Annotated in this window: 26 protein-coding genes and 1 tRNA gene; 19 read left to right on the forward strand and 8 right to left on the reverse strand. The window is 33.4% G+C overall.

Annotated elements, in window-relative coordinates; translation table 11 throughout:
* Positions 1-274: 274 nt before the first annotated feature.
* From AC51AA_RS03470 to AC51AA_RS03495, 6 genes are all read left to right on the forward strand, one after another.
* Positions 275-532: an FUSC family protein gene (locus AC51AA_RS03470; RefSeq protein ID WP_500704350.1), complete on the forward strand. Its 258-nt coding sequence runs from the start codon at positions 275-277 to the stop codon at positions 530-532.
* Positions 533-538: 6 nt separating this feature from the next.
* On the forward strand, positions 539-1,333 hold the full coding sequence (locus tag AC51AA_RS03475) for a DUF3667 domain-containing protein (protein ID WP_500704351.1): 795 nt from the start codon (positions 539-541) through the stop codon (positions 1,331-1,333).
* A gap of 309 nt (positions 1,334-1,642) precedes the next feature.
* Positions 1,643-2,119, forward strand: a complete 477-nt coding sequence (locus AC51AA_RS03480) for a hypothetical protein (RefSeq protein WP_500704352.1) — start codon at positions 1,643-1,645, stop codon at positions 2,117-2,119.
* Between the two features lie 283 nt (positions 2,120-2,402).
* Positions 2,403-2,726, forward strand: a complete 324-nt coding sequence (locus AC51AA_RS03485; RefSeq protein WP_500704353.1) for an ArsR/SmtB family transcription factor — start codon at positions 2,403-2,405, stop codon at positions 2,724-2,726.
* 7 nt (positions 2,727-2,733) lie between these two features.
* Positions 2,734-3,201 carry an SRPBCC domain-containing protein gene (locus tag AC51AA_RS03490; protein WP_500704354.1) on the forward strand — a complete coding sequence of 156 codons (468 nt, stop codon included), beginning with the start codon at positions 2,734-2,736 and terminating at the stop codon, positions 3,199-3,201.
* Between the two features lie 6 nt (positions 3,202-3,207).
* Positions 3,208-3,606, forward strand: coding sequence for a DoxX family protein (locus AC51AA_RS03495; RefSeq protein WP_500704355.1), 399 nt, complete (start codon positions 3,208-3,210; stop codon positions 3,604-3,606).
* 50 nt (positions 3,607-3,656) lie between these two features.
* On the opposite strand, the gene AC51AA_RS03500 is transcribed toward AC51AA_RS03495, so the two are convergent.
* Positions 3,657-3,734, reverse strand: a tRNA-Val gene (locus tag AC51AA_RS03500).
* Positions 3,735-3,997: 263 nt separating this feature from the next.
* Between AC51AA_RS03500 and AC51AA_RS03505 the strand changes: the two genes are divergently transcribed.
* Together AC51AA_RS03505 and AC51AA_RS03510 are read left to right on the forward strand one after the other, a co-directional pair.
* Positions 3,998-5,785: an ABC transporter ATP-binding protein gene (locus AC51AA_RS03505; protein WP_500704356.1), complete on the forward strand. Its 1,788-nt coding sequence runs from the start codon at positions 3,998-4,000 to the stop codon at positions 5,783-5,785.
* Positions 5,786-5,815: 30 nt separating this feature from the next.
* A complete protein-coding gene (locus AC51AA_RS03510) occupies positions 5,816-7,132 on the forward strand; it encodes a porin family protein (protein WP_500704357.1) in 1,317 nt (438 codons plus the stop codon).
* A gap of 101 nt (positions 7,133-7,233) precedes the next feature.
* Here the strand turns inward: AC51AA_RS03510 and AC51AA_RS03515 are convergent, their stop codons facing one another.
* Positions 7,234-8,403, reverse strand: coding sequence for a proline dehydrogenase family protein (locus AC51AA_RS03515; RefSeq protein WP_500704358.1), 1,170 nt, complete (start codon positions 8,401-8,403; stop codon positions 7,234-7,236).
* A gap of 274 nt (positions 8,404-8,677) precedes the next feature.
* Here AC51AA_RS03515 and aroB point away from each other — a divergent pair, with 274 nt between their 5' ends.
* From aroB to recQ, 5 genes are all read left to right on the forward strand, one after another.
* Positions 8,678-9,745 (forward strand): 3-dehydroquinate synthase, encoded by a 1,068-nt coding sequence (gene aroB / locus AC51AA_RS03520; protein WP_500704359.1) that lies wholly within the window; start codon positions 8,678-8,680, stop codon positions 9,743-9,745.
* Positions 9,746-10,040: 295 nt separating this feature from the next.
* A complete protein-coding gene (locus tag AC51AA_RS03525; RefSeq protein WP_500704360.1) occupies positions 10,041-11,444 on the forward strand; it encodes a type III PLP-dependent enzyme domain-containing protein in 1,404 nt (467 codons plus the stop codon).
* A gap of 113 nt (positions 11,445-11,557) precedes the next feature.
* Complete coding sequence (locus AC51AA_RS03530; protein ID WP_500704361.1) at positions 11,558-12,526, forward strand: deoxyhypusine synthase family protein; 969 nt, start codon at positions 11,558-11,560, stop codon at positions 12,524-12,526.
* An 8-nt stretch (positions 12,527-12,534) separates the two neighbouring features.
* A complete protein-coding gene (locus AC51AA_RS03535; protein WP_500704362.1) occupies positions 12,535-12,942 on the forward strand; it encodes a DNA primase in 408 nt (135 codons plus the stop codon).
* A 103-nt stretch (positions 12,943-13,045) separates the two neighbouring features.
* Complete coding sequence (gene recQ, locus AC51AA_RS03540; RefSeq protein WP_500704363.1) at positions 13,046-15,154, forward strand: DNA helicase RecQ; 2,109 nt, start codon at positions 13,046-13,048, stop codon at positions 15,152-15,154.
* A gap of 96 nt (positions 15,155-15,250) precedes the next feature.
* Here recQ and AC51AA_RS03545 read toward each other — a convergent pair whose 3' ends face one another.
* From AC51AA_RS03545 to AC51AA_RS03560, 4 genes are all read right to left on the reverse strand, one after another.
* Complete coding sequence (locus AC51AA_RS03545) at positions 15,251-15,766, reverse strand: DinB family protein (RefSeq protein WP_500704364.1); 516 nt, start codon at positions 15,764-15,766, stop codon at positions 15,251-15,253.
* 38 nt (positions 15,767-15,804) lie between these two features.
* Positions 15,805-18,390 carry a phosphoenolpyruvate carboxylase gene (locus tag AC51AA_RS03550; protein ID WP_500704365.1) on the reverse strand — a complete coding sequence of 862 codons (2,586 nt, stop codon included), beginning with the start codon at positions 18,388-18,390 and terminating at the stop codon, positions 15,805-15,807.
* Between the two features lie 86 nt (positions 18,391-18,476).
* Positions 18,477-18,956 (reverse strand): Lrp/AsnC family transcriptional regulator, encoded by a 480-nt coding sequence (locus tag AC51AA_RS03555; RefSeq protein WP_007805990.1) that lies wholly within the window; start codon positions 18,954-18,956, stop codon positions 18,477-18,479.
* Between the two features lie 77 nt (positions 18,957-19,033).
* Positions 19,034-20,188, reverse strand: a complete 1,155-nt coding sequence (locus AC51AA_RS03560) for a M14 family metallopeptidase (protein WP_500704366.1) — start codon at positions 20,186-20,188, stop codon at positions 19,034-19,036.
* Between the two features lie 312 nt (positions 20,189-20,500).
* Here AC51AA_RS03560 and AC51AA_RS03565 point away from each other — a divergent pair, with 312 nt between their 5' ends.
* Positions 20,501-20,977 carry a helix-turn-helix domain-containing protein gene (locus tag AC51AA_RS03565; RefSeq protein ID WP_500704367.1) on the forward strand — a complete coding sequence of 159 codons (477 nt, stop codon included), beginning with the start codon at positions 20,501-20,503 and terminating at the stop codon, positions 20,975-20,977.
* An 83-nt stretch (positions 20,978-21,060) separates the two neighbouring features.
* Here the strand turns inward: AC51AA_RS03565 and AC51AA_RS03570 are convergent, their stop codons facing one another.
* On the reverse strand, positions 21,061-21,612 hold the full coding sequence (locus tag AC51AA_RS03570) for a 1-acyl-sn-glycerol-3-phosphate acyltransferase (protein ID WP_500704368.1): 552 nt from the start codon (positions 21,610-21,612) through the stop codon (positions 21,061-21,063).
* Positions 21,613-21,677: 65 nt separating this feature from the next.
* Here AC51AA_RS03570 and AC51AA_RS03575 point away from each other — a divergent pair, with 65 nt between their 5' ends.
* Genes AC51AA_RS03575 through AC51AA_RS03595 form a run of 5 tightly spaced genes read left to right on the forward strand, consistent with a single transcriptional unit; the run spans position 21,678 to position 24,564 of the window.
* Positions 21,678-22,343 (forward strand): spermidine synthase, encoded by a 666-nt coding sequence (locus AC51AA_RS03575; RefSeq protein WP_500704369.1) that lies wholly within the window; start codon positions 21,678-21,680, stop codon positions 22,341-22,343.
* Between the two features lie 12 nt (positions 22,344-22,355).
* Complete coding sequence (locus tag AC51AA_RS03580) at positions 22,356-23,033, forward strand: peptidoglycan DD-metalloendopeptidase family protein (protein ID WP_500704370.1); 678 nt, start codon at positions 22,356-22,358, stop codon at positions 23,031-23,033.
* Between the two features lie 6 nt (positions 23,034-23,039).
* Positions 23,040-23,513, forward strand: coding sequence for a hypothetical protein (locus AC51AA_RS03585; protein WP_500704371.1), 474 nt, complete (start codon positions 23,040-23,042; stop codon positions 23,511-23,513).
* 10 nt (positions 23,514-23,523) lie between these two features.
* Positions 23,524-24,048: a hypothetical protein gene (locus AC51AA_RS03590; RefSeq protein WP_500704372.1), complete on the forward strand. Its 525-nt coding sequence runs from the start codon at positions 23,524-23,526 to the stop codon at positions 24,046-24,048.
* A gap of 48 nt (positions 24,049-24,096) precedes the next feature.
* Positions 24,097-24,564: a nuclear transport factor 2 family protein gene (locus AC51AA_RS03595; protein ID WP_500704373.1), complete on the forward strand. Its 468-nt coding sequence runs from the start codon at positions 24,097-24,099 to the stop codon at positions 24,562-24,564.
* A 109-nt stretch (positions 24,565-24,673) separates the two neighbouring features.
* Here AC51AA_RS03595 and AC51AA_RS03600 read toward each other — a convergent pair whose 3' ends face one another.
* Positions 24,674-26,161: an aminotransferase class V-fold PLP-dependent enzyme gene (locus AC51AA_RS03600; RefSeq protein WP_500704374.1), complete on the reverse strand. Its 1,488-nt coding sequence runs from the start codon at positions 26,159-26,161 to the stop codon at positions 24,674-24,676.
* Positions 26,162-26,317: the final 156 nt, after the last annotated feature.

The following is a 26,317-nucleotide window of genomic DNA, read 5'->3' on the forward strand; positions in this document are numbered from 1 at the left end:
GTAATTTCTAAATGAGGATACGGGTAGTTGTGAAGAGTTTGTTTAGGAGTTGACTTTGTAAAGATTGTATAGAAATTTAATGATATAGCTCCAAGAAGTGCTTTTTATTTTATTTTTAAATGTACTATTTAATTGTAATAAAATATTTGTTATATTCGTTTTGGAGAAAGATAATCGTTTGATACAAAGTACGTCATGAAAAGTGATGGTAATACTATTTAATCATTGACGAATGCTACGATCCAAAAAAACAAAACATTAAAAAAAATAACCAATGCAGGAAAAAGAACTTACTGAATTAAATGATCAAGAATTATTAGACAAAAGAAAAAAGATAAAATCTGCTCATACTACAAATTCAGTGATCATTGGTGTACTTATGGGGGTTATAGTGTATAGTGTAGTAAAAAACGGTTTTGGCTTTTTTATTTTGTTTCCTTTGATTCTAATCTTTATCATTATTAAAAATTCAAAAAAAGACAAAGAGATAGGAAATAAGGTAGAGGAAATAGTGAAATCTAGAAATTTATAATATAAAATGAATAATAGCTGTCAAAATTGTAATCAGATTATTAGTACCAACTTCTGCGGTAATTGTGGACAAAAGAAATACAAAAGAATTGATAGAAAATATATTTGGGATGAGATTCAATACACTTTTTTGCATACCAATAAAGGGTTTCTCTATTCCATAAAAAGTATTCTGAAAAATCCTGGAAAAACGGCAAAAGAATTTGTTGACGGAAATAGAGTAAATCATTACAAACCTATTTTATTGGCCTTTGTTTTGAGTGGTATTTCAGCGTTTATATCTTATAAAGTATTAGGGATTTATGATATGATGGGTACGTATTATGCGGAGCAATCGATTAATTCTGCCTTTATGAATGACTATATGACGATAACATCAAGTTATAGTTCTTTCATAATGCTACTGTTAATTCCCTTTTTTGCATTTTTTACAAAATTAGGTTTTAGAAAATGGGGACATAATTATTATGAACACATAGTTTTAAATTCCTACGTCCTCTGCTATTATACCCTATTCTATATTCTTTTAGTCTATCCTTTGATGTTTATATTTAAAGGGAATATTGGGTTTTTTATATCATTGACAAGTTTGTCAATGTTGGCTATTCTTTTTATTTTAGTTTGGTTTTTTAAAGAATTATATCCTGATAAGTCTTTAAAAAGTGTAATTGGTCGAGTTGCCTTAACAATTGTGCTGATGACTATAGGTTTTGCGTTACTTATAGTTTTAATAGCAAGTGGAGTGTCAATTTACGCTGCGAATAATGGACCTGCAGGATTAGAGTATATAAAGGCCAAATAGTACTTAGTTAATCACATAGATTTAATAAGCGTTATTTGTTTTAAAATATTGCTTTCTAAACAAGCTAAACTTTAGTGAAGAGGCTGTCTAAAAATTATTTTTTTGGACAGCCTCTTTCTATAACAAATCCCTCTCATCTTTAAAAACACACAAATTCAAAATGTAAATACTGATAATTATATAATTACAAGTTTGAATTCTATAAAAACAATCAGTTTATAGCCTTTACTTTTAATACAACTAATATCTAGATTAGGCTAATGTGCAGTGCATTTTTTTCGTTGCCTGTTTTAACAGAAAATAGTACATATGGATTTTTACACTTTTATTCAGTTAGTCGTTGTTTCCATCGCAGCAACATCAGCAATGACATTATTTAGTTACGCTGCATCGACAAGATTCCGGGAGTTGTATAAAGAACCCGTTCTATTAGCATATGTGCTAATAAGATTAAAATTTGACTTGCCAATTAAATCGACTATTGGGTGGTTATTGCATTATGTAATTGGATTTTTATTTGTACTGGGATATCATATACTATGGCATAAAAATATATTGCCAATATCTATTTTAAGTGCTTTATTATTAGGTGTTGTTAGTGGAATCATTGGCATATTAAGTTGGACGTTTATTTTTAAAATAACAAATCATGAGCCTACTGTTGATTTTAAAGGATATTATCTTCAGTTATTTGTTTCTCATATTATTTTTGCTGCTGTAGCCACAGCAATGTATTCTCTTTTCTTAACCATCTTATTTTTAGTAAAATCTAGTTTCATTATATAATCATGATGCGAAAAGAGGTTCTAACAAGCCAAAGATGTATAGTACCAAAAATTATAAGTCAAGTATAAGAGGTTTAAAATGCTATACAGCCTTATGAAGTCTTTGAAATACTAAAATTTACAGTTGTTAAATTTTTGTAGGCCCGATCTATAGATTTTGAAAACGTAATTGCGTCTGAGATGCCTTGGTTTTAACAGTCTTGAAAATGAGATTGTTATATTTTGTTGTGAATATTTGCGTAGTTAAATAACTACGTATATATTTGTAGTCAAATAACTTCATAATGAATTTAAGACGAGACGTTTTTCAAGCCATATCAGACCCGACAAGAAGGGCTATACTCCTATTGGTAACTTCGCAATCAATGACAGCAGGCGCAATAGCCTCTAATTTTGACACCGCTAGGCCAACAGTTTCGAAACACCTGCAAATACTCACAGAATGCGAATTGCTTAAGCAAGAGCAAAACGGAAGAGAAATACACTACCATTTAAATCCTCTAAAGATGAAAGAAGTAGCCGACTTCATTGAACCATTCCGTGAAATGTGGGAAGAGCGATTTAATAAATTAGAAATCATAATGAAAAATTATAAACCAAAAGAATAGATGAACTATGGAGAAAAAAACAAAAATAAATGCCCAAGACGGTAAGCAGGAAATAGTAATTACAAGGGAGTTCGATTTGCCATTGGAGTTGCTTTTTAAGGCCTATGTAGAGCCCGAAATTGTTGAGCAGTGGATGGGAACGAAAGTATTGAAATTAGAAAATAAAAAACACGGCAGTTACGAATTTGAAACAACCGACACTAAAGGAAATGTGGTTTTTAAGTGCAATGGTGTAATGCACGAGTTTTTTCCGAATCAGAAAATCACAAGGACATTTGAAATGGAAAATACGCCTTTTCCTGTTCAGCTTGAGTTTTTAGAATTTGAAAAACTAACTGATGTCACTAGTAAACTCACTATACAAATCGTATATAAATCAGTTGCACATAGAGATCAAATATTAAAGTTACCCTTTGCTGAGGGTGTTAATATGGCTCATAATCGATTACAAGAAATAGTAAACAAATTAAAATAACACATTATGACAAAAAGAATTAAAATTATCTATTGGATTGCTACGCTCTGGTTAGCATTAGGAATGCTGTCAACTGGTTTGGTGCAATTATTAAAGCTGAAAGAGTATTCAGATATGATGGCACATTTGGGGTATCCGCTTTATTTCTTAACAATAATTGGCATATGGAAGATATTAGGTGTTGTAATTGTGCTTATTCCTAAATTTCCATTGCTAAAGGAATGGGCTTATGCAGGCTTCTTTTTTGCTATGTCGGGAGCTGTTTTTTCTCATTTAGCCATTTCGGATGATGTTAAAGAATTATTCGGACCTGTTTTGTTGTTGATTTTAACTGTTATATCTTGGTATTTCAGACCAGAAAACAGAAAATTGAACGCACTTGCTGTTGTGACGGCTGCCAAATGAATGTACGATAAAGACCAAAAAAAAACTCCTTAATTTCTTAAGGAGTTTCCTGGTGGGCGATGAGGGGTTCGAACCCCCGACCCCCTCGGTGTAAACGAGGTGCTCTGAACCAGCTGAGCTAATCGCCCTATTTTACTAGGTTGCTATCATATGTGATTGCGAGTGCAAATATACAGCTAGATTTCGTATTTCCAAGGGTATTTTGAAAAAAAATGAAATATTTTTTACCGATTTTACTTACTGATCTCTTTTACAGCTTTTTAATATTAATGAAAAAGCAGCTCTTTTTTTAATTTTTCTTTCAAATCTTAAACTTGAGGCCTAATTTGGAATATTCTTTTGTATTCACTGGCTATAGTCATACATTTGCAAACCTTAATTGTATATACAAATGGCAAGATATAAAGAGAATGATTTACCAAAAGCGAAGTTGAATTCCAATTCACTACAAAAAGCTTTGAAAATATTTAAGTACGGTAAAAACCATAAATGGAAGTTTTTTGTGGGGCTTGTTTTTTTACTGCTAACTAGTGCCACTGCCCTAGCCTTTCCAAAGTTAATGGGGATGTTGGTTGATTGCGTGACCAACAAAGATTTAGATAAAGCAAATCAGATTGCGATAGCCCTTATGGGAATACTTGTATTGCAAGCTATTTTTTCTTTCTTCAGAATTTCTCTTTTTGTGAACTTTACAGAGAATTCCTTATCAAACATTCGTTTTGCCTTATATGAAAATTTGGTAAAATTGCCAATGTCATTTTACTCACAAAAGCGTGTTGGTGAATTAAATAGTAGAATCAGTGCAGATATCTCACAATTACAAGACACTTTTACCACAACCATTGCCGAATTTCTTCGTCAATTGATTCTAATTATTGGCGGTTTTATTATTCTAGGAAATATTAGTCCAAAACTAACTTTAATGATGTTGGCTATTGTGCCTATTGTGGCTGTAGCTGCGGTAATCTTTGGAAGATTTATTCGCAAGTACGGTAAAAAAACACAAGACAAAGTAGCAGAAAGTCAAGTTATTGTGGAAGAAACATTACAAGGAATCAGTAATGTAAAAGCATTTGCAAACGAATGGTACGAAATCGAACGTTACAAAAGCAAAATTAGAGAAATTGTTAAAATAGCCATCAAGGGTGGTCAATACCGTGGGTATTTCGCTTCTTTTATTATCCTTTGTCTTTTTGGTTGTGTTGTAGCGGTAGTTTGGTACGGTATTACTTTGACTATTAAAGGAGAGGTACAAGGTGTTGGAGATTTAATTTCATTTGTGCTTTATACGACATTTATTGGTGCTTCTTTCGGAGGTATCGCTGAGATGTATGCTCAGATTCAAAAAGCGGTTGGGGCAACCGAGCGTGTTTTTGAGTTATTAGAAGAGGTTCCTGAAAAGATCAATTCGACTTCAAAAATCTCAACCCAAAAAATCAAAGGAAACGTTACATTTAAGAATGTAGCTTTTAGTTATCCTTCTCGTAAAGAAATTGAGGTTTTAAAGAATGTAAACTTTAGTGCTGAATTTGGTCAAAAAATTGCCATTGTTGGGCCGAGCGGAGCTGGAAAATCGACGATATCTTCTCTTTTACTACGTTTTTATGATATTTCTTCTGGGGAAATTATCATTGATGGAAAAAATATTTATGATTACGAATTGGAAAATCTTCGTGGTAATATGAGCATCGTACCTCAGGATGTTATCTTATTTGGTGGAACCATAAAAGAAAACATTGCCTACGGAAAACCTGAAGCCACAAACGAAGAAATTATGCTAGCAGCCAAACAAGCAAATGCATTGAACTTTATTGAAGGTTTTCCTGAGAAATTCGAAACTTTGGTTGGGGAACGTGGTATCAAATTATCGGGAGGACAACGTCAGCGTATCGCTATCGCACGAGCCTTGCTTAAAAATCCAAGTATTTTGATTTTGGATGAAGCTACATCTTCATTAGATAGTGAGAGTGAAAAATTAGTTCAGGAAGCTCTAGAGGTTTTAATGGAAGGAAGAACGAGTATTATTATTGCGCACCGTCTATCCACTATTAGAAACGCGGATAAAATTTTAGTATTAGATAACGGAAAGATTACCGAGGAAGGAACCCATCAGGAATTAATTAACCTTGAAAACGGAACTTATAAAAACTTGAGTAATCTTCAGTTTAGCAATTCTTAATTAAAACAATCATAAACAACTATTTTTTTAATGAACAAATCTTTGCAGAAAAGCATTCTAGCGGCAGTGTTAGTAATGTTAAACGTATGTAGTGTCCTTGGGCAAGAAAAACCTTTTAACGTCGTAAATTTAAAACCAGACGGTTCACAGTATATTAAATTCGGAATGAATCTTCAGGTTTGGGGAAGATATTCAGAATTAAATCCAGGAAGTAAAATTGGAACTACTCAGGTAGATGAAGCCTATGATATTGTCATCAGACGTTTGCGTTTACAGGCTATGGGAATGTTGACAGAGAATATTTTCTTTCATCTTCAATTGGGTCAGAATAATATTAATTTTCAGCAAAATGCTGGTCCTTCTAATGCACCTCTTTCTATTTTAGATGCAGTAGGGGAATATCATTTTAGTAAAAAGCTGCATATTGGTGGAGGTCTAACTTCATGGGGATCTGGAACAACGCGTTATTCTTCAAATAGCTCTTCAGCTCAACTTACTTTAGATACGCCAATGTATCAACAAGTTATTAATACGTCATCAACTTTTGGGAATAGAAATTTAAGTATATATGCTAAAGGAGACTTAGGAAAATTTAATTATCGTGCTGCCATTACCAATCCGTATAGAAATTCAGCGAATAATTTCGGAGCCAATTCAACACTAAGTACAGAAACGCCAAGAGCCCAGTATTCTGGGATTTTGACCTATAACTTCTTAGAGAAAGAATCAAGTGAAGATGCGTACCATAAAGGAACATACTTAGGAACAAAGAAGGTATTTAATTTAGGATTAGGGTATTTAACACAAGCTAAAGCGATGTGGCATTCTACTCCGGAGGCAACGGTTGCGTATAATGATATGAAAGTTTTAGGTTTTGATGTTTTCTACGATAGTCCAATAGGTACCGATGGTTCTGCTATTACGGCTTATGCTGCTTACAATAATGCTGATTATGGTAAGAATTATATTCAGCCCGTTTCAGTACCTAATCCTGCTATAACAGACAATACACTTTTGAATGGTTCTGGAAATGGCTTTATTGGTGTGGGTACCGGAAATATCTATTATGCACAAGTGGGTTATTTGTTTAAAAAATCAGCTGACGGAGCCAATAAAGGACGTTTTCAGCCGTATGCAGCGACTCAGATTGCTGCTTTAGAAGCTTTAGATACGCCGATGACCATGTATGAATTAGGAGCGAACTATTATACAACTGGTACTTTTGGTCCTAAGTTCAGTATCAATTATCAAAATAGAGCTATTTTTGATAAATCAGTAGCGACAACAAAATACGCACAAACAGACCGATTAGGAATGGTTGTGTTACAATGCCAAGTTTCTTTCTAAACAAGATGGTGTAAATAAACATCAATAAAAATAATATGCCCCCAAAAAGTGAATTACTATTTGGGGGCATTTTTATATTAATCGAAGATTGAGGTCAAAAACTATTTTCCTTTTCTTCTATTACGCTCTGCTTTAATCATCGATAATTCGCGGCTAGTTTGACCAGCTACCGAAGTGTTTTCTTCAGCACGACGAATCAAGTACGGCATAACATCTTTTACGGGGCCAAATGGTAAGTATTTAGCAACGTTGTATCCGTTTGCAGCTAAATTGTAGCTGATATTATCACTCATTCCATACAATTGACCGAACCAAATTTTAGGGGTGTTCTTTTCGATTCCTCTCTCTTGCATCATTTCCATCAATTTATAAGAGCTCAACTCATTGTGAGTTCCTGCAAAAATAGACATCATCTCTAAGTGCTCTAACATATACTGCACAGCAGCATCATAATTGATATCAGTAGCTTCTTTAGATACACAAATAGGAGAAACGTAATTCTTTTCTTCAGCCCTTTTGTTTTCTTTTTCCATATAAGCACCACGAACTAATTTCATTCCAATAAAAAAGCCTTCTTTTTTAGCAATTTCATGTAATTGTTTTAAATAGTCCAAACGGTCCCAACGGTACATTTGTAAGGTATTAAAAACAATGGCTTTCTCTTTGTTGTATTTACGCATCATATCGGTAACCAATTCGTCAGCGGCATCTTGCATCCAACTTTCTTCACCATCTATTAATAAAGCCACATCTTTTTTGTGTGCTTCGCTACAAACTTGATCAAAACGAGCCACTACTCTATCCCACTCTGCCTGTTCTGCTACAGTTAAAGTTTGTTTCTCTCCTAATTTCTCATATAATTCAAAACGGCCAAAACCAGTTGGTTTAAAAACGGCAAATGGAATTGCTAAACGCTCTTTTGCAAATTCTATCGTTTTTAAAGTCATTTCTAAGGCAGCATCAAACTGCTCTTCTTCTTCTTTTCCTTCAACAGAATAATCTAAAACAGAGGAAACTCCTTTAGTGAACATTTTATCCACTACTGTAATACAGTCGTCTTCGTTTACACCACCACAAAAATGGTCAAATACAGTTGCACGAATTAATCCTTCTACGGGAAGGTTTGCTTTGATGGCAAAATTTGTAACAGCAGTCCCTATTCTTACCAAGGGTTGACTGTCGATCATTTTAAAAAGAAAGTAAGCTCTATCAAGTTCTGTATCGCTTTTTAACGAAAATGCAACTTGAGTGTTATCGAATATTTTTTCCATTAAGGTCAGTTTTTTATGCAAATATAGAGAGAGTTTTGAATATTGTTTACTAAATGATATCATATTTTTGAATATCACTAACTAGAATTGTCAAATATGAGAAATGGATTAAGCCAGAGTTTAGTCCTTTCTAAAAAAGGTAGACTTTCAAAATTTAAAACAATTGGAGCTAAACTTCTCTAGTTTGATATGTTTTAAAACAAATTAGACCAAAAGTTTGAATATTATTTAGTGAAAAATGCCTTATTTTGCGCTTTCAATTAACTACAGAAATATGCAATCTATTCAAGCCAATAATTACCTCGTTCATTTTAATGAAAATGCTTACGGAGCTTTAAATACACATTTAAAAGAAAATAAATACTCTAATTTGTTCATTATAGTAGATAACGAAACAAATGAGCATTGTTTGCCTAAGCTTTTACCCTTACTTGAAACGGATTTAGCTATCGAAATTATTGAATTTGAAGCAGGAGAAGTTAATAAAAATATTGAAACTTGTATTCAAATCTGGAATGTACTTACAGAGTTAGGTGCTGATAGAAAATCACTGGTGATTAATCTGGGTGGTGGTGTTGTGACTGATTTAGGAGGATTTGTAGCTTCTACTTTTAAACGTGGAGTCGATTTTATACATATACCCACTACTCTATTGTCTATGGTAGACGCTTCAGTGGGTGGAAAAACGGGTGTGGATCTTGGAAATCTTAAAAATCAAATTGGGGTTATTAACGTACCGCAAATGGTTTTAATAGATACACAATACCTTGAAACCTTACCACAAAGTGAAATGCGTTCTGGTTTGGCTGAAATGCTCAAGCATGGTTTGATCTACGATGCTGCGTATTGGAAACAGTTTTTAGATTTAACGGCAATCGATTATGCAGATTTTGATGAGTTAATTTATCGTTCTGTTGAAATTAAAAACGAAATTGTGATGCAGGATCCAACAGAAAAAAACATCCGAAAAGCATTAAATTTTGGCCATACTTTGGGGCACGCTATAGAAAGTTACTTTTTAGAAAGCGAAACTAAAAAAACATTATTGCACGGAGAAGCGATTGCCATTGGGATGATTTTGGAAAGTTATATCTCTTTGCATAAAAATTTAATCTCTCAGAGGGAGTATACAGAAATTAAGACAGCCATTCAAGGTATTTATGATGATGTGAAGTTTGAAGAAAGTGACATCGATCCGATCTTAGAATTGCTGATTCACGACAAAAAAAATGAATACGGTTTAATTCAATTTGCGTTAATCGAAGGCATCGGAAAGATTAAAATTAACCAATCGGTTGAAAATAAATTGATTCTAGACGCGTTTCAGGATTATAAATCTTAAACTTTTTTTAATAAAAAGCATTGCATTGGGTATATATTATTTTTTACATTTGCCGCATGAAAACAAACACTAGTCAAAGACGTTTTAGCTCTTATAGAAACCGCCTCAATAGTTCCTTATTAAGGATGTTGAATCGTTTTTATAATAGTAAAGGTCCGTTTTGTTTTGATGTTTTTCAATATTCGAAGGCAGAACATGAAAAACTGGAAATTAGATTTGCCAATATCAGGGTATGATTTTTAGATTTAGCACCGTTTACTAAATTTAAAATATCACTTAAAACATTCACAAATAAATGAATACTAAATATTCTGATTTAATCAATCAAACCTACTATTTCCCACAAGAAGAATTCAAATTAAATAAAGACAACTTACAATTTCACAATATCGATTTGATGAAGTTGGTTGAACAATATGGTACACCATTAAAGTTTACTTATTTACCACAGATCTCGAACAATATCAACAAGGCAAAAGCTTGGTTCAGAAAATCGATGGAGAAGAATAAATACGAAGCGAAATATTATTATTGCTATTGTACTAAGAGTTCTCATTTTGAATACATCATGAATGAGGCATTTAAAAATAACATACACGTAGAGACGTCATCTGCTTTTGATATCAATATCGTTGAGAATTTGTTGGAAAACGGTAAAATCAACAAAAGTACTTATGTGATTTGTAATGGATTTAAGAGAGATGAATACATCACTAATATTGCACGATTAATCAATAACGGACATAAAAACACTATTCCAATTATTGATAATTATGAAGAGCTTGATTTACTTCAAGCAGAAATTAAAGGGAAATTCAAAATTGGAATTCGTATTGCTGCTGAAGAAGAGCCTAAATTTGAGTTTTACACTTCAAGATTAGGTATTGGATATAAAAATATTGTTTCGTTTTATAAAAAACAAATTCAGGAAAATGATAAGTTAGAGCTTAAAATGCTTCACTTTTTTATCAATACTGGAATCAACGATACCTCTTATTACTGGAATGAGTTGGTAAAGTGTATTAAAGTATACATTGCCCTTAAAAAGGAATGTCCTACTCTAGACGGTTTGAATATTGGAGGTGGTTTTCCGATTAAAAACTCGTTAGCATTTGAATATGATTACCAATATATGATTGATGAAATTATCAATCAAATTAAAATTGCTTGTGATGAAGCTGAAGTGGATGTTCCAAATATCTTTACTGAATTTGGATCTTTTACAGTAGGTGAAAGCGGTGGAGCGATCTATCAGATTTTGTATCAAAAACAACAAAATGACAGAGAAAAATGGAATATGATTGATTCTTCATTCATTACCACTTTACCAGACACTTGGGCGATAAACAAACGTTTTATTATGCTAGCCATAAACCGTTGGAATGATACCTACGAGCGGGTTCTATTGGGAGGTTTGACTTGTGATAGTGATGATTATTACAATTCTGAGCAAAATATGAACGCGATTTATTTGCCGAAATATAATAAGGAAAAACCCTTGTATATTGGTTTCTTTAATACAGGAGCATACCAGGAGACCATTGGAGGTTACGGTGGGTTGCACCACTGTTTAATTCCGCAACCTAAACATATCTTAATTGATCGAGACGAAAACGGTATTATTGGTACTGAAGTTTTCTCAGAACAGCAAACTTCTGACGATGTTTTAAAGATTTTAGGGTATACAAAAAAAATATAAAAAAAAGCTGCAAATTGAAAAGCTACTAGCTATAAAATTATTAATTTGCATAACATCTTAAAAGAGGTAAAAACTTTTAATTCAAAAAAAAAACAAAAAAAAAATAGAAGAAAATGAAAGGACCAATCAGTCAATTTATTGAAAAACATTATTTACACTTTAACTCTGCTTCGTTGGTTGATGCTGCTAAGGCATACGAACAACAATTGGCAAATGGTGCAAAAATGATGGTAAGTATGGCTGGCGCTATGAGTACAGCAGAAATTGGTAAAATTTTTGCCGAAATAATTAGACAAGATAAAGTACAGATTATTTCTTGTACCGGAGCCAATCTAGAAGAAGATATCATGAATTTAGTTGCGCACTCTCACTATGAAAGAGTACCTAACTACCGTGATTTAACGCCAGAGGATGAATGGGCTTTGCTAGAAAGAGGATTAAATCGTGTAACTGATACTTGTATTCCTGAGCATGAAGCGTTTCGTCGTTTGCAAAAACATATTTATAAAATCTGGAAAGATGCTGATGATGCAGGAGAACGTTATTTTCCACATGAATTCATGTATAAAATGTTGTTATCTGGTGTTCTAGAAGAATACTACGAAATAGATCTAAAAGATAGCTGGATGTACGCTGCAGCGGAGAAAAACTTGCCTATTATCGTACCAGGATGGGAAGATAGTACAATGGGGAATATTTTTGCTTCATACGTAATTAAAGGTGATTTAAAAGCTTCTACTATGAAGTCTGGAATTGAGTACATGGTATTCTTATCAGACTGGTATCCAAAGAATAGCACTAATGGTATTGGATTTTTCCAAATTGGTGGTGGTATTGCTGGAGATTTTCCAATCTGCGTGGTGCCTATGTTGTACCAAGATATGGAAATGCATGACATCCCGTTTTGGAGCTATTTCTGTCAAATTTCTGATTCAACAACTAGTTATGGTTCTTACTCTGGAGCAGTTCCGAATGAGAAAATTACTTGGGGTAAGTTAGATATTAAAACTCCAAAATTTATTATTGAATCGGATGCAACAATTGTGGCACCGTTAATTTTTGCTTATTTATTAGATTTATAATATAATTTATGAAAAGAGTTATAGTTGATTACGCTAAACTTACCAATGAAATTTTAAACCTTTTAGTAGAAAAATTTCCTGATGGTTATGATGATTCGGACGTGATCCGTTTTAGAAACGCTAAAAACGAATTGATCGAGGCTGTTGAAGTTCGTACTGAGGATACTATTTATTTAGTAAAAATTAGTACTAAACTTGCAGATAGAATTGAAAATTACGATGAAGATGATGATATTGACGTAGATGTTGATACGATAGTACCGGTAAAAGGACTTGATCTTGATGAGGAAATTGATGAAGATGAGGATGAGGACACACTTGACAAGCCAGATACTGATGGTGGAGATGATGAAGATGACGATCATGACAAAGAGGATATTGCTGATGAAGATGATGATGAAGACGACGAAGAGTAATTGATTTCGTTCAAAATAAACTAAAGGAACTCCTACTGGAGTTCCTTTTTTATTGATTTAAAATGTTACCCTTGTATAGTGTTTCTCCTAAAATACCCGGCCAATGAATTCAGCAACATTACACGCTCAATTAAAAGAAAATTTCGGATTTGAAAAATTCAGACCCAATCAGGAAACCATCATCAATACGGTACTTTCGGGACAGGACACTTTGGCTATTATGCCTACTGGTGGTGGAAAATCGATTTGTTTTCAATTGCCTGCCTTAATTTTGCCAGGAATCACCATCGTGATCTCCCCTTTGATTGCACTGATGAAAGATCAGGTGGATAGTTTAAAAACAAATGGGATCTCTGCTTGTTACATCAATAGCAGTCAATCTAGCGAAGAGCAACAGTTTTATATTGAAAATTTAAAAAACAATACTTTTAAACTGGTTTATATAGCACCAGAAAGCCTGTCCTATTTAGATGTTGTTTTCAATGAGTTAATTGTTAGTTTGATAGCGATTGATGAAGCCCATTGTATCTCCTCTTGGGGTCATGATTTCAGACCAGCTTATACTAACTTAGGTTATTTAAAAAGTCGCTTCCCTTCTACTCCAATCTTAGCTTTGACTGCTACAGCAGATAAAGCAACGCGTACGGATATTACCAAACAATTGAATTTAAGAAATCCCAAAACTTTTGTGGCTTCGTTTGATCGAAAAAATTTGAGTCTTGAAGTGCGACCTGCGTTGGATCGCGTCAAACAAATTGTAGATTTTATAGCCAAGAAACCAAATGAATCGGGTATTGTTTATTGTTTGAGCCGAAAAACGACGGAAGAACTAGCAGGGAAATTGAAAAAAATTGGCGTTAATGCCAAAGCGTATCATGCAGGTTTAGATAATAAAATTCGTTCTAAAACCCAAGATGAGTTTATAAATGATGATTGTCAGGTGGTTTGTGCTACGATTGCATTTGGAATGGGAATAGACAAATCTAACGTTCGTTGGGTTATTCATTATAATTTACCTAAAAATATAGAAGGCTATTACCAGGAGATTGGACGTGCCGGACGAGACGGACTACCAGCAGAAACCGTTTTGTTTGAAAGTTATGCAGATGTTATTCAGCTTCAAAAATTCGCTTCTGACGGGTTGAACTCAGAGGTACAGCTGGCCAAATTAGAGCGTATGAAACAATATGCCGATGCGCTGAGTTGCAGACGGAAAATTTTGCTTTCTTATTTTGGTGAATTGGTGAAGGAAAATTGTGGCAATTGTGATATTTGCAAAAATCCTCCGATTTTTTTCGATGGTACTATTCTCGCACAAAAAGCACTATCGGCAATTAGTCGTTTAGATCAGTCGGAACCCCTAGCGGTTATTATTGATTTTTTAAGAGGCTCGAAAAACGCATATATCCACGAAAAAAATTATCAAAGCTTAAAAACCTACGGAATTGGCGCTGATATTTCCTGGTACGACTGGAATCAGTATTTGATTCAGCTGATTAACCTAGGCTATTTGGAAATTGCCTTTCATCAGCATAATAAAATACTATTGACTTCTTTTGCCCAGAAAGTTTTGTTCGAAGGGGAAAAAGTGCAATTGACCGCTGTTGTGAAAAAAGCAGTAGACAAAGATGAAATGAAAGAGTTGGCCGTCAAATCCACAAAAAACTCCCTTTTTGAAACACTTCGAAAACTGCGTTATGAAATTGCGCAGGAAGAAGAAGTGCCGGCTTATGTTATTTTTAGTGATGTTGCTTTAAGACAGATGGAAAGTTTGAGACCAATGAGCGATGAAGAATTGATTTCCATCGATGGTGTTGGGAAAGCAAAATTAGAAAAATATGGCCCCGAATTTATAAAAACGATTATTGCCTTTGAGAAAGCAAAAAAAACGAAGACGAAACCAAAAAAAGAAAGTAGTACCTACAGAACGACTTTAGATCTTTTTCAAACCGGTCTTCCTCTAAACGAAATTGCCAAAAGAAGAAAGTTAGGGGTTTCCACTATTACCTCACATTTGGCTAAATTATATGTGGATGGAAATGATATTGATTTGGATCAATTTGTTTCCAAAGAAGAAGTCATGCAATTGCATAAAGCACAAATTGAGCTAGATTACCCAGTGGCCTTAAAACCGTATTATGACCATTTTAAAGAAAAGTTGTCGTATGAAAAAATTAGACTAGGTTTGGCCATCGTGGAGCGGAATAAATAAAAAGTGAACTAGAGAATTCTCACCTTTAAATAAAAAGGAAAATCCTGTGAAATTATAATTCCACAGGATTTTTTTATACTTAAAAAGGAAGCCTTTTTACAGATAACGCTCTTGAAATACTTTTTGATGGTGTTTTTGATGACCGATAGTCACCACACCCAAAGCACGAACAGAGATTTGATTATTAGAAGCGGTTCCCATTCTTTTGAGTTGTTCATCTGAAAAACTTTTAAAAAGTAATAAAGTAGAATGTCTTAGCGCTGAAAATTCAGTCAGTAAACTTTGGATACTTCTGCTGTTGGCATTGGTTTGGTCTACATAATCATTCTCTTCAAAACCAGGAAGCGGCGTTTTGTCATTTCTGGAAAAACGCAAAGCACGGTATGCAAAAATACGTTCAGCATCCATTAGGTGTTGAATGATATCTTTGATCGTCCATTTTCCTTCTGCATAACGATAATCAAATTTATCCATGGGAATATTTTGAACAAACTTGATAAAATCATGTAGAGAGATCTCTAATTCTTCGATCAAATTAATATTTCCAGCTTCTTTTACATAAGTTGCAAAACCACCTGAATATTCATTTTCTAATAATTGCTCTGAATTCATATCCTACTCTTTATATTATACTTTTAAAAATCGAACTTTTAAGCTGAATTTCTACTGGCATTTGTGTTACCGAAAAGTGATCTTGTTACGATTTTCTCATATACTTTAATCAACTCTTCGTTTTCTGCTTTGTCTTTGTTTAATTCATTAATTCGCAACAAAGCATATTGTTGTATTGTTAACAATGGCAGTACAATACGCTCTCTTATTTGAATCGATGCTATACCATCAGGATAATTTTCCATTAAGGTCTTATGTCCAGCGATTTTCAATAATAGACGTTTGGTTTCCATGAACTCATCGTAGATGATTTGCCAGAATTCACCAAACTCAGGATCTTTTCTCATATAGGCTGTTAAAGGTAAAAAAGATTTTGCCAATGACATCATACTGTTTTCTAAAAGCGTTTTAAAGAAAAGTGAATTGTGATAGAGATCATGTACTTTATCCCATTGATTGGTATCTTCAAAATGTTTTAAAGCAGCTCCTACTCCGAAGAATCCAGGTACATTTTGTTTCAATTGACTCCAAGAACCTACGAAAGGAATCGCTCGTAAATCAGCAAAATCTAAAGATTCCGATTTGCTTCTTTTAGAGGGGCGGCTTCCAATGTTTGTTTTAGAGTAATACTTCAATGTACTCATCTTTTCTAAATACGGGATGAATTTAGGATGATTTTTAAAACTCAAGTATTTCTCATACCCTAAATCAGCCAATTGCGTTAGAATTTGCGTTTCATCAGCACTTAATTCATTTTTCTCTTTGCTGAAAACTTGATTGGTTACCCCTGCAGTCAATAGGTTTTCAATATTGTAACGACAAGACTCTAAAGTTCCAAAATTTGAACTAATCGTTTGTCCTTGTACTGTGATCTGAATTTCGTTATTTTCAATTTTTGGACCTAAAGAAGCATAGAATTTATGTGTTTTTCCACCACCTCTTGCTGGAGGTCCTCCACGACCGTCAAAGAAAATAGCTTTTACGCCATATTTTCTAGACATTTCGGTTAGGGCAATTTTAGCTTGATAAATACTCCAGTTAGCCATTAAGTATCCACCATCTTTAGTTCCGTCAGAGAATCCTAGCATGATGGTTTGTTTGTTGCCTCTTTCTTGTAAATGTGCAGCGTACTCTGGATTAGTATATAATTGCTCCATGATTTCATGTGCTTTTTGTAAATCATCAACTGATTCAAAAAGCGGAATGATATCAACAGTTGGGTTTTCCCAATCGTTTAAACGGATCATAGCAAAAGTTTCCATTACGTTTAATGCGCTTTCATTATTACTAATGATATAACGATTGGCACCAAACTCACCATTGCGTTCTTGAATCGTTTTTATAGCTTGAATAGATTCTAAAGTAGATTTAGTGATATCATCGTTAAAATCAGCAGGATTTAATTGCCCTTTAACCTTGGATAAAACAACTAATTTTTCGGTCTCTGATAATTCAAAATAATTCGCAGGGAATATATTAGAACCAGAATTCAAATAAAACTTGACCACATCATTAAAAACAGCATCATGAATTTTACTGTTTTGACGAATGTCTAAAGTAGCAAAATGAAATCCGAATAAATTGATTTTTACTAAAAACGCTTCCAATTCATCCAAATATAAAGACTGATGTTTCTCAATAATTATAGTGCGAATTTTATTTAATTGTGTCAGTAATTCCTCCAAGGTGATGTAAATCTCTCCTTTTGAATAAAAGACTGAACGGTAAAGCTTGTGTTCAAGTTCAGCAACTAAAGTGTCTACTCCTGAGAAAGTTAGTTTTCGTTTTAGATTTCTCATTTCAACATAATAACACTTCAAAATAGACGTGCGCAAACGCTCTGCTACTTTTAGGGTTATTTCTGTAGTGACAAAAGGATTTCCATCACGATCTCCACCTGGCCAAAAACCAAGTTTGATTAATTGATTCTGGATGGCTTTTCCTTGCAGAATATTTTTTTGTAAATAATGGACAATTTCTCCAGAAGTGGCATAAAAGACATTTTCCAAATACCAGATCAAACTCACCGCTTCATCATAAGGATTTGGTTTTTCATTCTGGATGAATGGTGTTTTACCCAATTGTGCTAATAATTCTTTAATCTTCAATAAATCATTAGAGCGAATGGCTTCCGTTAAGTCGTTAATGATTCCTAAAACGGGACCAGGGTAAAACTGCGTAGGATGAGCCGTTAAAACGGTTCTTACATTGAAGTTCTCTAGGAATTCAATTAGTTCGTCGTCTTTTTCCTTAGCGTCTGATTTTTCTTTAATATCGCGTAAAGAACCACGTCCTTCCATATTGTTAACGGAAGAAAAAGCAGCATCTTCAATGGCATCAAATAATACAATTTGACGTTCTATGTATTGAATAAATCGAAACATTAAATCGATTTTTTCCGTTTCAGAAGCGTCATTTAAGAATTTATTAGAAAAGAAATCCAAAATCTCTTTTGGTGTTTCTTGTTTTTTAAATCCTGTTTCGCAAGTCTCTGTAAACAAAGGCAGTAGTACACCTGTGTTGTCAATAGAGTCAAATGGTAATGTTATAAAAACACTATTATAAATGTGGTATTTTGAGAGAACATCCTGATTAAAGCGTTCAATTTTTGGTAACGTGTACATAATCGTGTTGTAGTTGGTTAATTAGTCATAAAAAAACCCCAAGAATAAACTTGAGGTTATATTTTGATATAGCATTCAAGAAAAAATTACATATTTTTAAAAATAGTATGCATCAAACGCTTCTTATCGTTGATACTTTCTTCAAGAGAAATCATTGTTTCTGTTCTATACACGCCTTCGATATCATCAATCATGAAGATAACCTCTTTTGCATGTTTTGTATCTTTTGCTCTAATTTTGCAAAAAATATTAAATTTCCCTGTCGTTACAGAAGCTACTGTTACGAATGGAATCTGATTGATTCGCTCCAATACAAATTTAGTTTGAGACGTATTGTTAAGGAATACACCCACATAAGCAATAAATGAATACCCTAATTTATCATAATCTAAGGCTAATGAAGATCCCATTATTATTCCTGCGTCTTCCATTTTTTTTACTCTAACATGTACTGTTCCAGCAGATATCAATAGTTTTTTCGCAATGTCAGTAAACGGAACTCTCGTATTGTCTATTAACATATCTAAAATCTGGTGATCTACTTCATCTAAACGAAATTTACTCATAATTCTTTAATTAATATTACTAATTGCTATTACAAAGTATAAAAATATATATAAAAAACAACAAATTCACATAAAAATTAACTTTTTATCAATCCGTTAACAAATTTAACATTTTTATTTAAATAAAAATCTGCCTTTTGATTCAATTTCGGAAAGTTACTGTGATCATCGGAATAAATAGCTTCTTTACCATCATATTCGTAATGCCCAAAATAATTTTCTAATTCGCCTACTTGAACTATGTAAGCATTAAATTGAATCTTATTTTCAATCAATTCTTCTTTGTATTGTGCGGCAAAATTCGTTATAATTTCAATACCATCATAATTTATTTTGATATTTTTATACATAAAATCATAAAAAACGACTTTATTTTGTGAAATATTCAAATAATCATCAATTCTATTGCCAACTAAATCGTTTTCGCTAAGGAGCTTAAAACTCGCTACAAGCGAGAAGAAAATGTACTTTCGAGTGATTTCACGCTCGTAATCATTCGCAAAATGACCTGCTTCGAATAAGATGGTCGGTACTCCTAAATATTGGAACGTATCCCCTATACAATTGAGGTTAAATGAATCATCGAAACGTCCTACTTGATTAGGGATGTACTTTTGTAAAACATCATTAATACCCGCGATGAGATTAATTGCTTTTAATCTGTTTTCATTTATTTCTCTTGCTTCATTGTAAGAAGGTGCTAAGAATGAAACAGTTGCTGGTTTTCCAGTTGACCCTGCGCCAAAAATGGTACGTTGATCGTGTAGGTTAAAGCAGTAGTGAGGTTTGAAAGACTCGAATTCCTCTCTTAAGATCTTGCTTTCTGGTTGAGTAAGGTTTTGGGAATCACGATTAAGATCTACTTTGTTAGCGTTCTCACGCGTATAAAGTGTGGCACCGTCTGGATTTAAAATCGGAATAGCATAAAAAGTAAAGGTTTTAAGTAATTTTTCTGCTAAATCTGAACCACTGTTCAATACGTTGATGAAGTCAAAAAGCGCTTTTGTTGTAGTGCTTTCATTTCCGTGCATTTGTGACCAAAGGTAGATACGGGTTTCTCCTGTACCGATTTTGTAACTGTATATAGGTTTGTCTAAAACCGATTTACCTATAATTTTAACGTGATCGTTTTGATTAATTTTATCTAATAAAGGTTCAATATGATCCAAAGTCAAGTAACGTCCTGATATTGATTCTTCCTTGTATTGGTTAAATAATTCTTCTAAATTCATTGTCTTTTGATTAGTTTACAAAAGTAAACATCTTTATTTTTACAATTGTAAACAAGTAATAATTAAGATAATTTAGAAATGTAAACATCCTTTTAGCTTTATAAGAGGTGTTTTTAATGGAAAGTGTTAACAATTGTTACCGTTGTTAAACTTAAGAGTCAATTTACTATATATTAGATAGTTGGAATTGACTACCTCTAGTTTTAAATTACATTAATTAGTGAGCGATTTCCGATTTACAACTGTAAAATAGGTTATTCAATTCCTTTTAATTACATTTGTAAACACTCAATTTGATAACAATAATTTACAATGGTAAACATCGATGATTTTGTAAAACGATTAGAAATTATTCTGGATTATTACGGTTTAAACGCTTCTTCTTTTGCCGATAAAATTGGTGTGCAACGCTCTAGCATGTCTCACCTACTTTCAGGTAGAAACAAACCTAGTTTAGATTTTGTATTAAAAATTCTAGATGTTTTCCCAGAGGTAGATCTCTATTGGATATTAATAGGTAAAGGAAGTTTTCCTAAACGAAGTGAAGAAAGTACCGTAGAAAAAACAAGTCCTATTTCAGAAATGGTCAATCCGATTGCTCCTACTTCACCAAATGAAAATTTGGTTGCAGGAGATCTGTTTTCTGAAATTCCATTGAGGGAAGAAATAAAGCCACAAGTTAGAAATGTAGCTGAGGCTAAAAACTCAAATTCAAACACTCAAGAAAGCGAAATTGAGAAAATTGTTTTTTTTTATAAAAACGGGACATTCAAGGTGTATATCCCGTAATTTGAAAATTAGCGCGTTTTTGAAGAATTTTAAAAATAAATTTCATTTAAGCGATTCTCAGGCAAATGAAAAAAAACAAGAAATTAAAGTTGAAATCCGTTTTCTGGTATTTTTCCGACCACCCCTTCGTAATGATTTTTTAAAATCAATAAATCTGCAGAGTAATCACCAGTTGGAAAAAAGGGCTTGCCTAAGTTGACTTCTTTTCTTCCCCAATCAAAAGCTACCGGTACTATAGGTACATTTGCCTTAAGGGCGATAAAATAAAATCCAGATTTTAGTTCATTCACTTTTTTACGTGTCCCTTCTGGAGCAACAGCTAAACGAAAAACTTCCTTTCTAGCAAAAATAGCCGCAATAGAGTCTACTTTATTCAAACCACCTGATCGATCTAAAGGCTCACCTCCTACGCTTCTAAAATAGTAGCCAAAAGGAAATCGGAACAATTCTTTTTTTCCTACCCAGTTCATTTCCACGCCAGAAATACCACGAGTAAAAATTCCCAAATAAAAATCGTGATTACTCGTATGTGGCATCACCATCATCACACATTTTTTTACTTCAGCATTTTCAATACCCACTATTTTCCAGCCCATTAGCTTTAAAAAGATGAATTTGTATAATTGTTTCTTCATTAATATTCCATGTTTACTGCAAAATAAAAGATTTAAAATGTAAATTTGAGTAAAAGCCGTACAAAATGATGCAAAAAATACTCAGTTATCTGATTCCTATAAAAATATTCAAGAAAAAATCGGCTAGGAGCAAAATTATTGAAGTTACTTGGGCTAATGGTGAGTTGGTTTTAGATTCGCAAAACACTAATTATTCTTATGGAAGTTTGCAACGTATATTAAGATACGGACTTCGTAATATTGGTTACAACTCGATTCTTAATATGCAACATATTTTATTGTTGGGAGTTGCTGGCGGAAGTGTGATTAAAACCTTAGTGGATGAGATTGGATATAAAGGTAAAATTACCGGAGTGGAAATAGACGCCGATATGATTCAAATTGCAAATGAGTACTTTAATCTTAATCAAATAAAGCAATTAGAGATTGTTATCGATGATGCTTTCGAATTTGTTTTAAAAACGAAGAACCAATATGATTTGATCATTATAGATGTTTTTGAAGATATTAAAATGCCTAATTTTTTATTCGAACGCTTTTTTAGCGAGCGAATTTGTGCTCTTTTGAAAAACAAAGGATTTGTACTTTTTAATACCATGATTTTGGATGAAACGCATAATGTTCGAAACAGAAACTATATGGCAGAAATTAATGCTAAACTGTTTAGGTCAAAAATGTTGCCCCGAATTGAAGTACATAATGAACTGATCATCATTGAAAAAATTGACTAAATCTGAAACCCTATGAAACGCCTTGCTTCCATTTTAAAAGCACTACCTGCTACTAAAGTACTGGATTCGACTCTAGAATATTCACAGTACATTCCATTGGACTTATCGACTGCCAATGAGGAATTAGTGCAATCAAAGCCTAAAAACGCTACTGAATTTGAAGGTTTTATCACTGATTTTTTAGAAAAAAACCAGGCTAAAGTAGCCTTTGGAGGGTACATAGAGGGACGAACTTTGTATCAGCGAAGTACAATTTTTAAAAATGAGTCCATTCCTGAACGTAACATTCATATTGGTTTGGATTTATGGACAAAAGAAGGAACGGCTGTTTTGGCAGCCCTTGATGGTAAGGTACATAGTTTTAAAAACAATATTGGTTTAGGAGACTATGGTCCGACTATTATTTTGGAACATGAAATTGAAAATGAAAAGTTTCATACTTTATACGGACATTTATCGTTTGAAAGTATAGAAGATCTTACCGTTGGGGCATTCTTTAAAAAAGGAGAGCAAATAGCGGCTCTAGGAAATTCAGCTGTTAATGGTGATTATGCACCACATGTTCATTTTCAAATTATACGAAATATGCAAGAATTTTGGGGTGATTATCCTGGTGTTTGTAATTCGAATGATTTGAATTTTTATATAGAGAATTGTCCCGACCCCAACTTATTATTAAAAATAACATAAATAGTTATGAAGAAAGCAGGATTGATTATATGTTTGTTGTTGTTAATTGGATGTAAATCCAAAAACGTTAGTAGAGACACCGAAAGTCTTAAAATTAAGAAGCTAGCGGCTACTGAGGTTAGTGCAAATCAACAAAAAAAGGCCTATGAATTAGGTAAACGAGTTTTAGCTACGTGCAACACCTCTAAGTTTAAACCTTTTAATGAAACGGAAGTGACCAAGTCGGTGATGGAAAACACCACTGAAGAGCGTTTGACTAAAACTTGTCAAAGATTTAGACAGTATTATGGAAGTTTTATTGATTTAAAATTAGATGGTGTATACAAAACTAAGCATGAGGTGATTTACCGTTACCATGCGTTGTATACTAAAAAAATTGCCAACAAAGAACTACGTGTTTTTGTAGATGAGAACAACTTAATATCGGCTATAAAATCAATGGATTGGGATCAAAGTTTTGATGCTAAAATAACTGAATAATAAATTAACTATGAAGATAAAAATACCGCTGTTTGTATTACTATTTGTTTCCACCTTCGGAACTGCTCAAGAAACCATAACGGTGAAAGATTCAAAACCTTTTCGGGCAACCCCAAGTTATACTTTCATTTGTGAAAAATATGCTTTTAGTGGTGAAACAAATGTTCAAATTGGTAAAACAGACAAAGGGGGTATTTTAAAATTGACTATTGCCACGGCTAATGACAAGATGAGAATTTCGGGTGGGGTTTATGTAGATTTAGCCAACGGAGATGTTATTGCCTGTGTGGATAAAAAGATCAATGAAGCGGCTGATGGTAAAACCTCTAGCTATTATTACTTTACTCCATTGGAAATGAATAAGCTAAAACAAACCGATATCAAGGCTATTCGATTTATTATTACAGGTAGTTCAAATGTCTTTGGCAATCAAACGGGTTACTTTACAACCGAGAACAAAATGGCTTATTTTTCGACAGCCTTCGATAAATCAAAAAAAACATACGATACGGCCAAAGAAATTAGCCTTTTATAAATTGCGGATTACAGACTACTCCTGTGACTACACCTTAATACTATTGCTATGAATGCTAACGAAAGCTTAATTACAAAATTCTATACTGCATTTTCAAAGGGTGATGCTAAAACCATGATAGAATGTTATCATCCAAAGGTTCAATTTAAGGATCCAGTTTTTGGCTTGTTAAAAGAAAAACAAGTTTCGAAGATGTGGGAGATGCTGATCTTAAAAAGTAAAGGCCAGATAAAAATCGAATTTTCCAATATAAAAGCTACAGAGACTACTGGTTCTGCGAATTGGGTGGCAACCTACCATTTTAGTAAAACCAATAGAAAGGTTATTAATGCAATTTCAGCGGAATTTGTTTTTCAAGACGGTTTAATCATTAAACATGTGGACCACTTTGATCTTTGGAATTGGTCCAAACAAGCATTTGGAATCTCTGGTTATTTAATGGGGTGGACCGGTTTTTTTCAAAATAAAGTACAAGAACAAGCTTTATTGTCATTGAAGAAATTCCAGGAATCTTAAGTATTCCTCCTTACTAATGCGATAAAACACTAGAATTAAAAGAGTACTAAAAGCAAACCCAGCAAATTTTAAAAACATGCTGGGTTTATTTTTAACTGTTGTCTTGTATTTAGCTTTTAAACCAGCCTTTCACTAGTTCATCTTCAAATGAATTCGCGTTTTTGTGCACGAACTCATTAGTGTCTTTGTTGTAGCTATAATCTAAAGCCCAAGTGGTATGGTGTTTCGCTAATTCTTTTATACTTTCACATACAAAGGCAATTTCTTCATTTGTCGTGGTGGGATGTATTGACATTCTGATCCATCCTGGTTTTTTGATCAAATCGCCAATGGTAATTTCATCAACCAATTTATTGGAGGTTTCCTGATCAACGTGTAATAAAAAGTGACCATAGGTTCCCGCACAACTGCATCCTCCTCTAGTCTGAATACCAAATTTATCATTTAGTAATTTTACGCCTAAATTAAAATGAAGGTCTTCAATAAAAAAGGAAACTACTCCTAAGCGCTCTTTGTGTTGTCCTGCTAGAATTTTAATATTGGGTACAGCTCCCAATTCGTCAAAAATGAAGGTTACAATCTCGTGTTCTCGTTGCAAAATGTTCTCAATTCCCATTTCTTCTTTCAGCTCAATTGCTAGAGCTGTTTTGATGACTTGCAAGAAACCTGGAGTTCCTCCGTCTTCACGATCCTCAATATTGTCTACATATTTGTGTTCTCCCCAAGGATTAGTCCAACTTACGGTTCCTCCTCCAGGACAATCTGGAATGATATTGTGGTATAGTTTTTTATTAAAAATTAAAACTCCTGATGTACCTGGTCCTCCTAAAAATTTATGCGGAGAAAAGAAAATAGCATCCAAATACGATTCCGAATCTTCTGGGTGCATATCGATCGGTACGTAAGGTCCTGAACAAGCAAAATCTACGAAACAAAGCCCATTGTGCTGATGCATTAATTTGGCAGCTTCATGAAATGGTGTCTTTAAACCCGTTACATTGGAGCAAGAAGTGATCGAAGCAATTTTAATGGTTCTATTTTTATATTGCTCTAATAGTATTTCTAAATTGTCTAAACTAAAAAGTCCTTTTTCACAGGAAGGAATAATCTCAACATCGGCAATAGTCTCTAACCATGAGGTTTGGTTGGAATGATGCTCCATATGAGAAATGAAAACCACTGGTTTTTTCTCTGCTGGGACTATCGTGCAATTTTTTAAGTTTTCAGGAATTTTTAATCCTAAAATACGTTGGAATTTATTGATTACTCCGGTCATTCCAGTTCCGTCAGTAATTAAAACATCATCTTCATTAGCATTGGCGTGTCGCTTGATAATGTTTCTGGCATGATGGTACGCTTTTGTCATGGCCGTACCTGACACTGTCGTTTCGGTATGTGTATTGGCTACAAAAGGACCGAAATCATTAAGAAGTTTCTCTTCAATAGGGCGATATAGTCTTCCGCTGGCAGTCCAATCAGTGTAAATAATCTTTTTCTTTCCATATGGAGAGGTAAATTCCTGATTAACCCCGACTATATTTTTTCTAAAGTCTTGAAAATAAGTTTCTAAAGTGATGGTATTATTTTTGCTATTCATTATGATGCCTGTGTTTGATTGCAAATATATTGCTTTTTTCTAGAATTGCGAATTTATCAATTATAAACTATAAACGGTAAACAAGCCTTCGATATTTTTAATTAAATACTCTTTTTATTAAGTAATTTAGCAGAATATTCTATCGGATTAATAGGC

The sequence above is a fragment of the Flavobacterium sp. OHVDL-2026-0007 genome (assembly GCF_059882335.1).

What these genes read in the sequence shown, in the direction of transcription:
- AC51AA_RS03555 (WP_007805990.1), bottom strand. Translation starts at nt 18,956, where the DNA reads ATGAGTAAATTTCGTTTAGATGAAGTAGATCACCAGATTTTAGATATG.
- AC51AA_RS03490 (WP_500704354.1), top strand. Translation starts at nt 2,734, where the DNA reads ATGGAGAAAAAAACAAAAATAAATGCCCAAGACGGTAAGCAGGAAATA.
- aroB (WP_500704359.1), top strand. Translation starts at nt 8,678, where the DNA reads ATGCAATCTATTCAAGCCAATAATTACCTCGTTCATTTTAATGAAAAT.
- AC51AA_RS03575 (WP_500704369.1), top strand. Translation starts at nt 21,678, where the DNA reads ATGATGCAAAAAATACTCAGTTATCTGATTCCTATAAAAATATTCAAG.
- AC51AA_RS03560 (WP_500704366.1), bottom strand. Translation starts at nt 20,188, where the DNA reads ATGAATTTAGAAGAATTATTTAACCAATACAAGGAAGAATCAATATCA.
- AC51AA_RS03480 (WP_500704352.1), top strand. Translation starts at nt 1,643, where the DNA reads ATGGATTTTTACACTTTTATTCAGTTAGTCGTTGTTTCCATCGCAGCA.
- AC51AA_RS03535 (WP_500704362.1), top strand. Translation starts at nt 12,535, where the DNA reads ATGAAAAGAGTTATAGTTGATTACGCTAAACTTACCAATGAAATTTTA.
- AC51AA_RS03595 (WP_500704373.1), top strand. Translation starts at nt 24,097, where the DNA reads ATGAATGCTAACGAAAGCTTAATTACAAAATTCTATACTGCATTTTCA.
- AC51AA_RS03530 (WP_500704361.1), top strand. Translation starts at nt 11,558, where the DNA reads ATGAAAGGACCAATCAGTCAATTTATTGAAAAACATTATTTACACTTT.
- AC51AA_RS03475 (WP_500704351.1), top strand. Translation starts at nt 539, where the DNA reads ATGAATAATAGCTGTCAAAATTGTAATCAGATTATTAGTACCAACTTC.
- AC51AA_RS03470 (WP_500704350.1), top strand. Translation starts at nt 275, where the DNA reads ATGCAGGAAAAAGAACTTACTGAATTAAATGATCAAGAATTATTAGAC.
- AC51AA_RS03590 (WP_500704372.1), top strand. Translation starts at nt 23,524, where the DNA reads ATGAAGATAAAAATACCGCTGTTTGTATTACTATTTGTTTCCACCTTC.
- AC51AA_RS03525 (WP_500704360.1), top strand. Translation starts at nt 10,041, where the DNA reads ATGAATACTAAATATTCTGATTTAATCAATCAAACCTACTATTTCCCA.
- AC51AA_RS03565 (WP_500704367.1), top strand. Translation starts at nt 20,501, where the DNA reads ATGGTAAACATCGATGATTTTGTAAAACGATTAGAAATTATTCTGGAT.
- AC51AA_RS03495 (WP_500704355.1), top strand. Translation starts at nt 3,208, where the DNA reads ATGACAAAAAGAATTAAAATTATCTATTGGATTGCTACGCTCTGGTTA.
- AC51AA_RS03600 (WP_500704374.1), bottom strand. Translation starts at nt 26,161, where the DNA reads ATGAATAGCAAAAATAATACCATCACTTTAGAAACTTATTTTCAAGAC.
- AC51AA_RS03485 (WP_500704353.1), top strand. Translation starts at nt 2,403, where the DNA reads ATGAATTTAAGACGAGACGTTTTTCAAGCCATATCAGACCCGACAAGA.
- AC51AA_RS03515 (WP_500704358.1), bottom strand. Translation starts at nt 8,403, where the DNA reads ATGGAAAAAATATTCGATAACACTCAAGTTGCATTTTCGTTAAAAAGC.
- AC51AA_RS03585 (WP_500704371.1), top strand. Translation starts at nt 23,040, where the DNA reads ATGAAGAAAGCAGGATTGATTATATGTTTGTTGTTGTTAATTGGATGT.
- AC51AA_RS03580 (WP_500704370.1), top strand. Translation starts at nt 22,356, where the DNA reads ATGAAACGCCTTGCTTCCATTTTAAAAGCACTACCTGCTACTAAAGTA.
- AC51AA_RS03570 (WP_500704368.1), bottom strand. Translation starts at nt 21,612, where the DNA reads ATGAAGAAACAATTATACAAATTCATCTTTTTAAAGCTAATGGGCTGG.
- AC51AA_RS03505 (WP_500704356.1), top strand. Translation starts at nt 3,998, where the DNA reads ATGGCAAGATATAAAGAGAATGATTTACCAAAAGCGAAGTTGAATTCC.
- AC51AA_RS03510 (WP_500704357.1), top strand. Translation starts at nt 5,816, where the DNA reads ATGAACAAATCTTTGCAGAAAAGCATTCTAGCGGCAGTGTTAGTAATG.
- AC51AA_RS03550 (WP_500704365.1), bottom strand. Translation starts at nt 18,390, where the DNA reads ATGTACACGTTACCAAAAATTGAACGCTTTAATCAGGATGTTCTCTCA.
- recQ (WP_500704363.1), top strand. Translation starts at nt 13,046, where the DNA reads ATGAATTCAGCAACATTACACGCTCAATTAAAAGAAAATTTCGGATTT.
- AC51AA_RS03545 (WP_500704364.1), bottom strand. Translation starts at nt 15,766, where the DNA reads ATGAATTCAGAGCAATTATTAGAAAATGAATATTCAGGTGGTTTTGCA.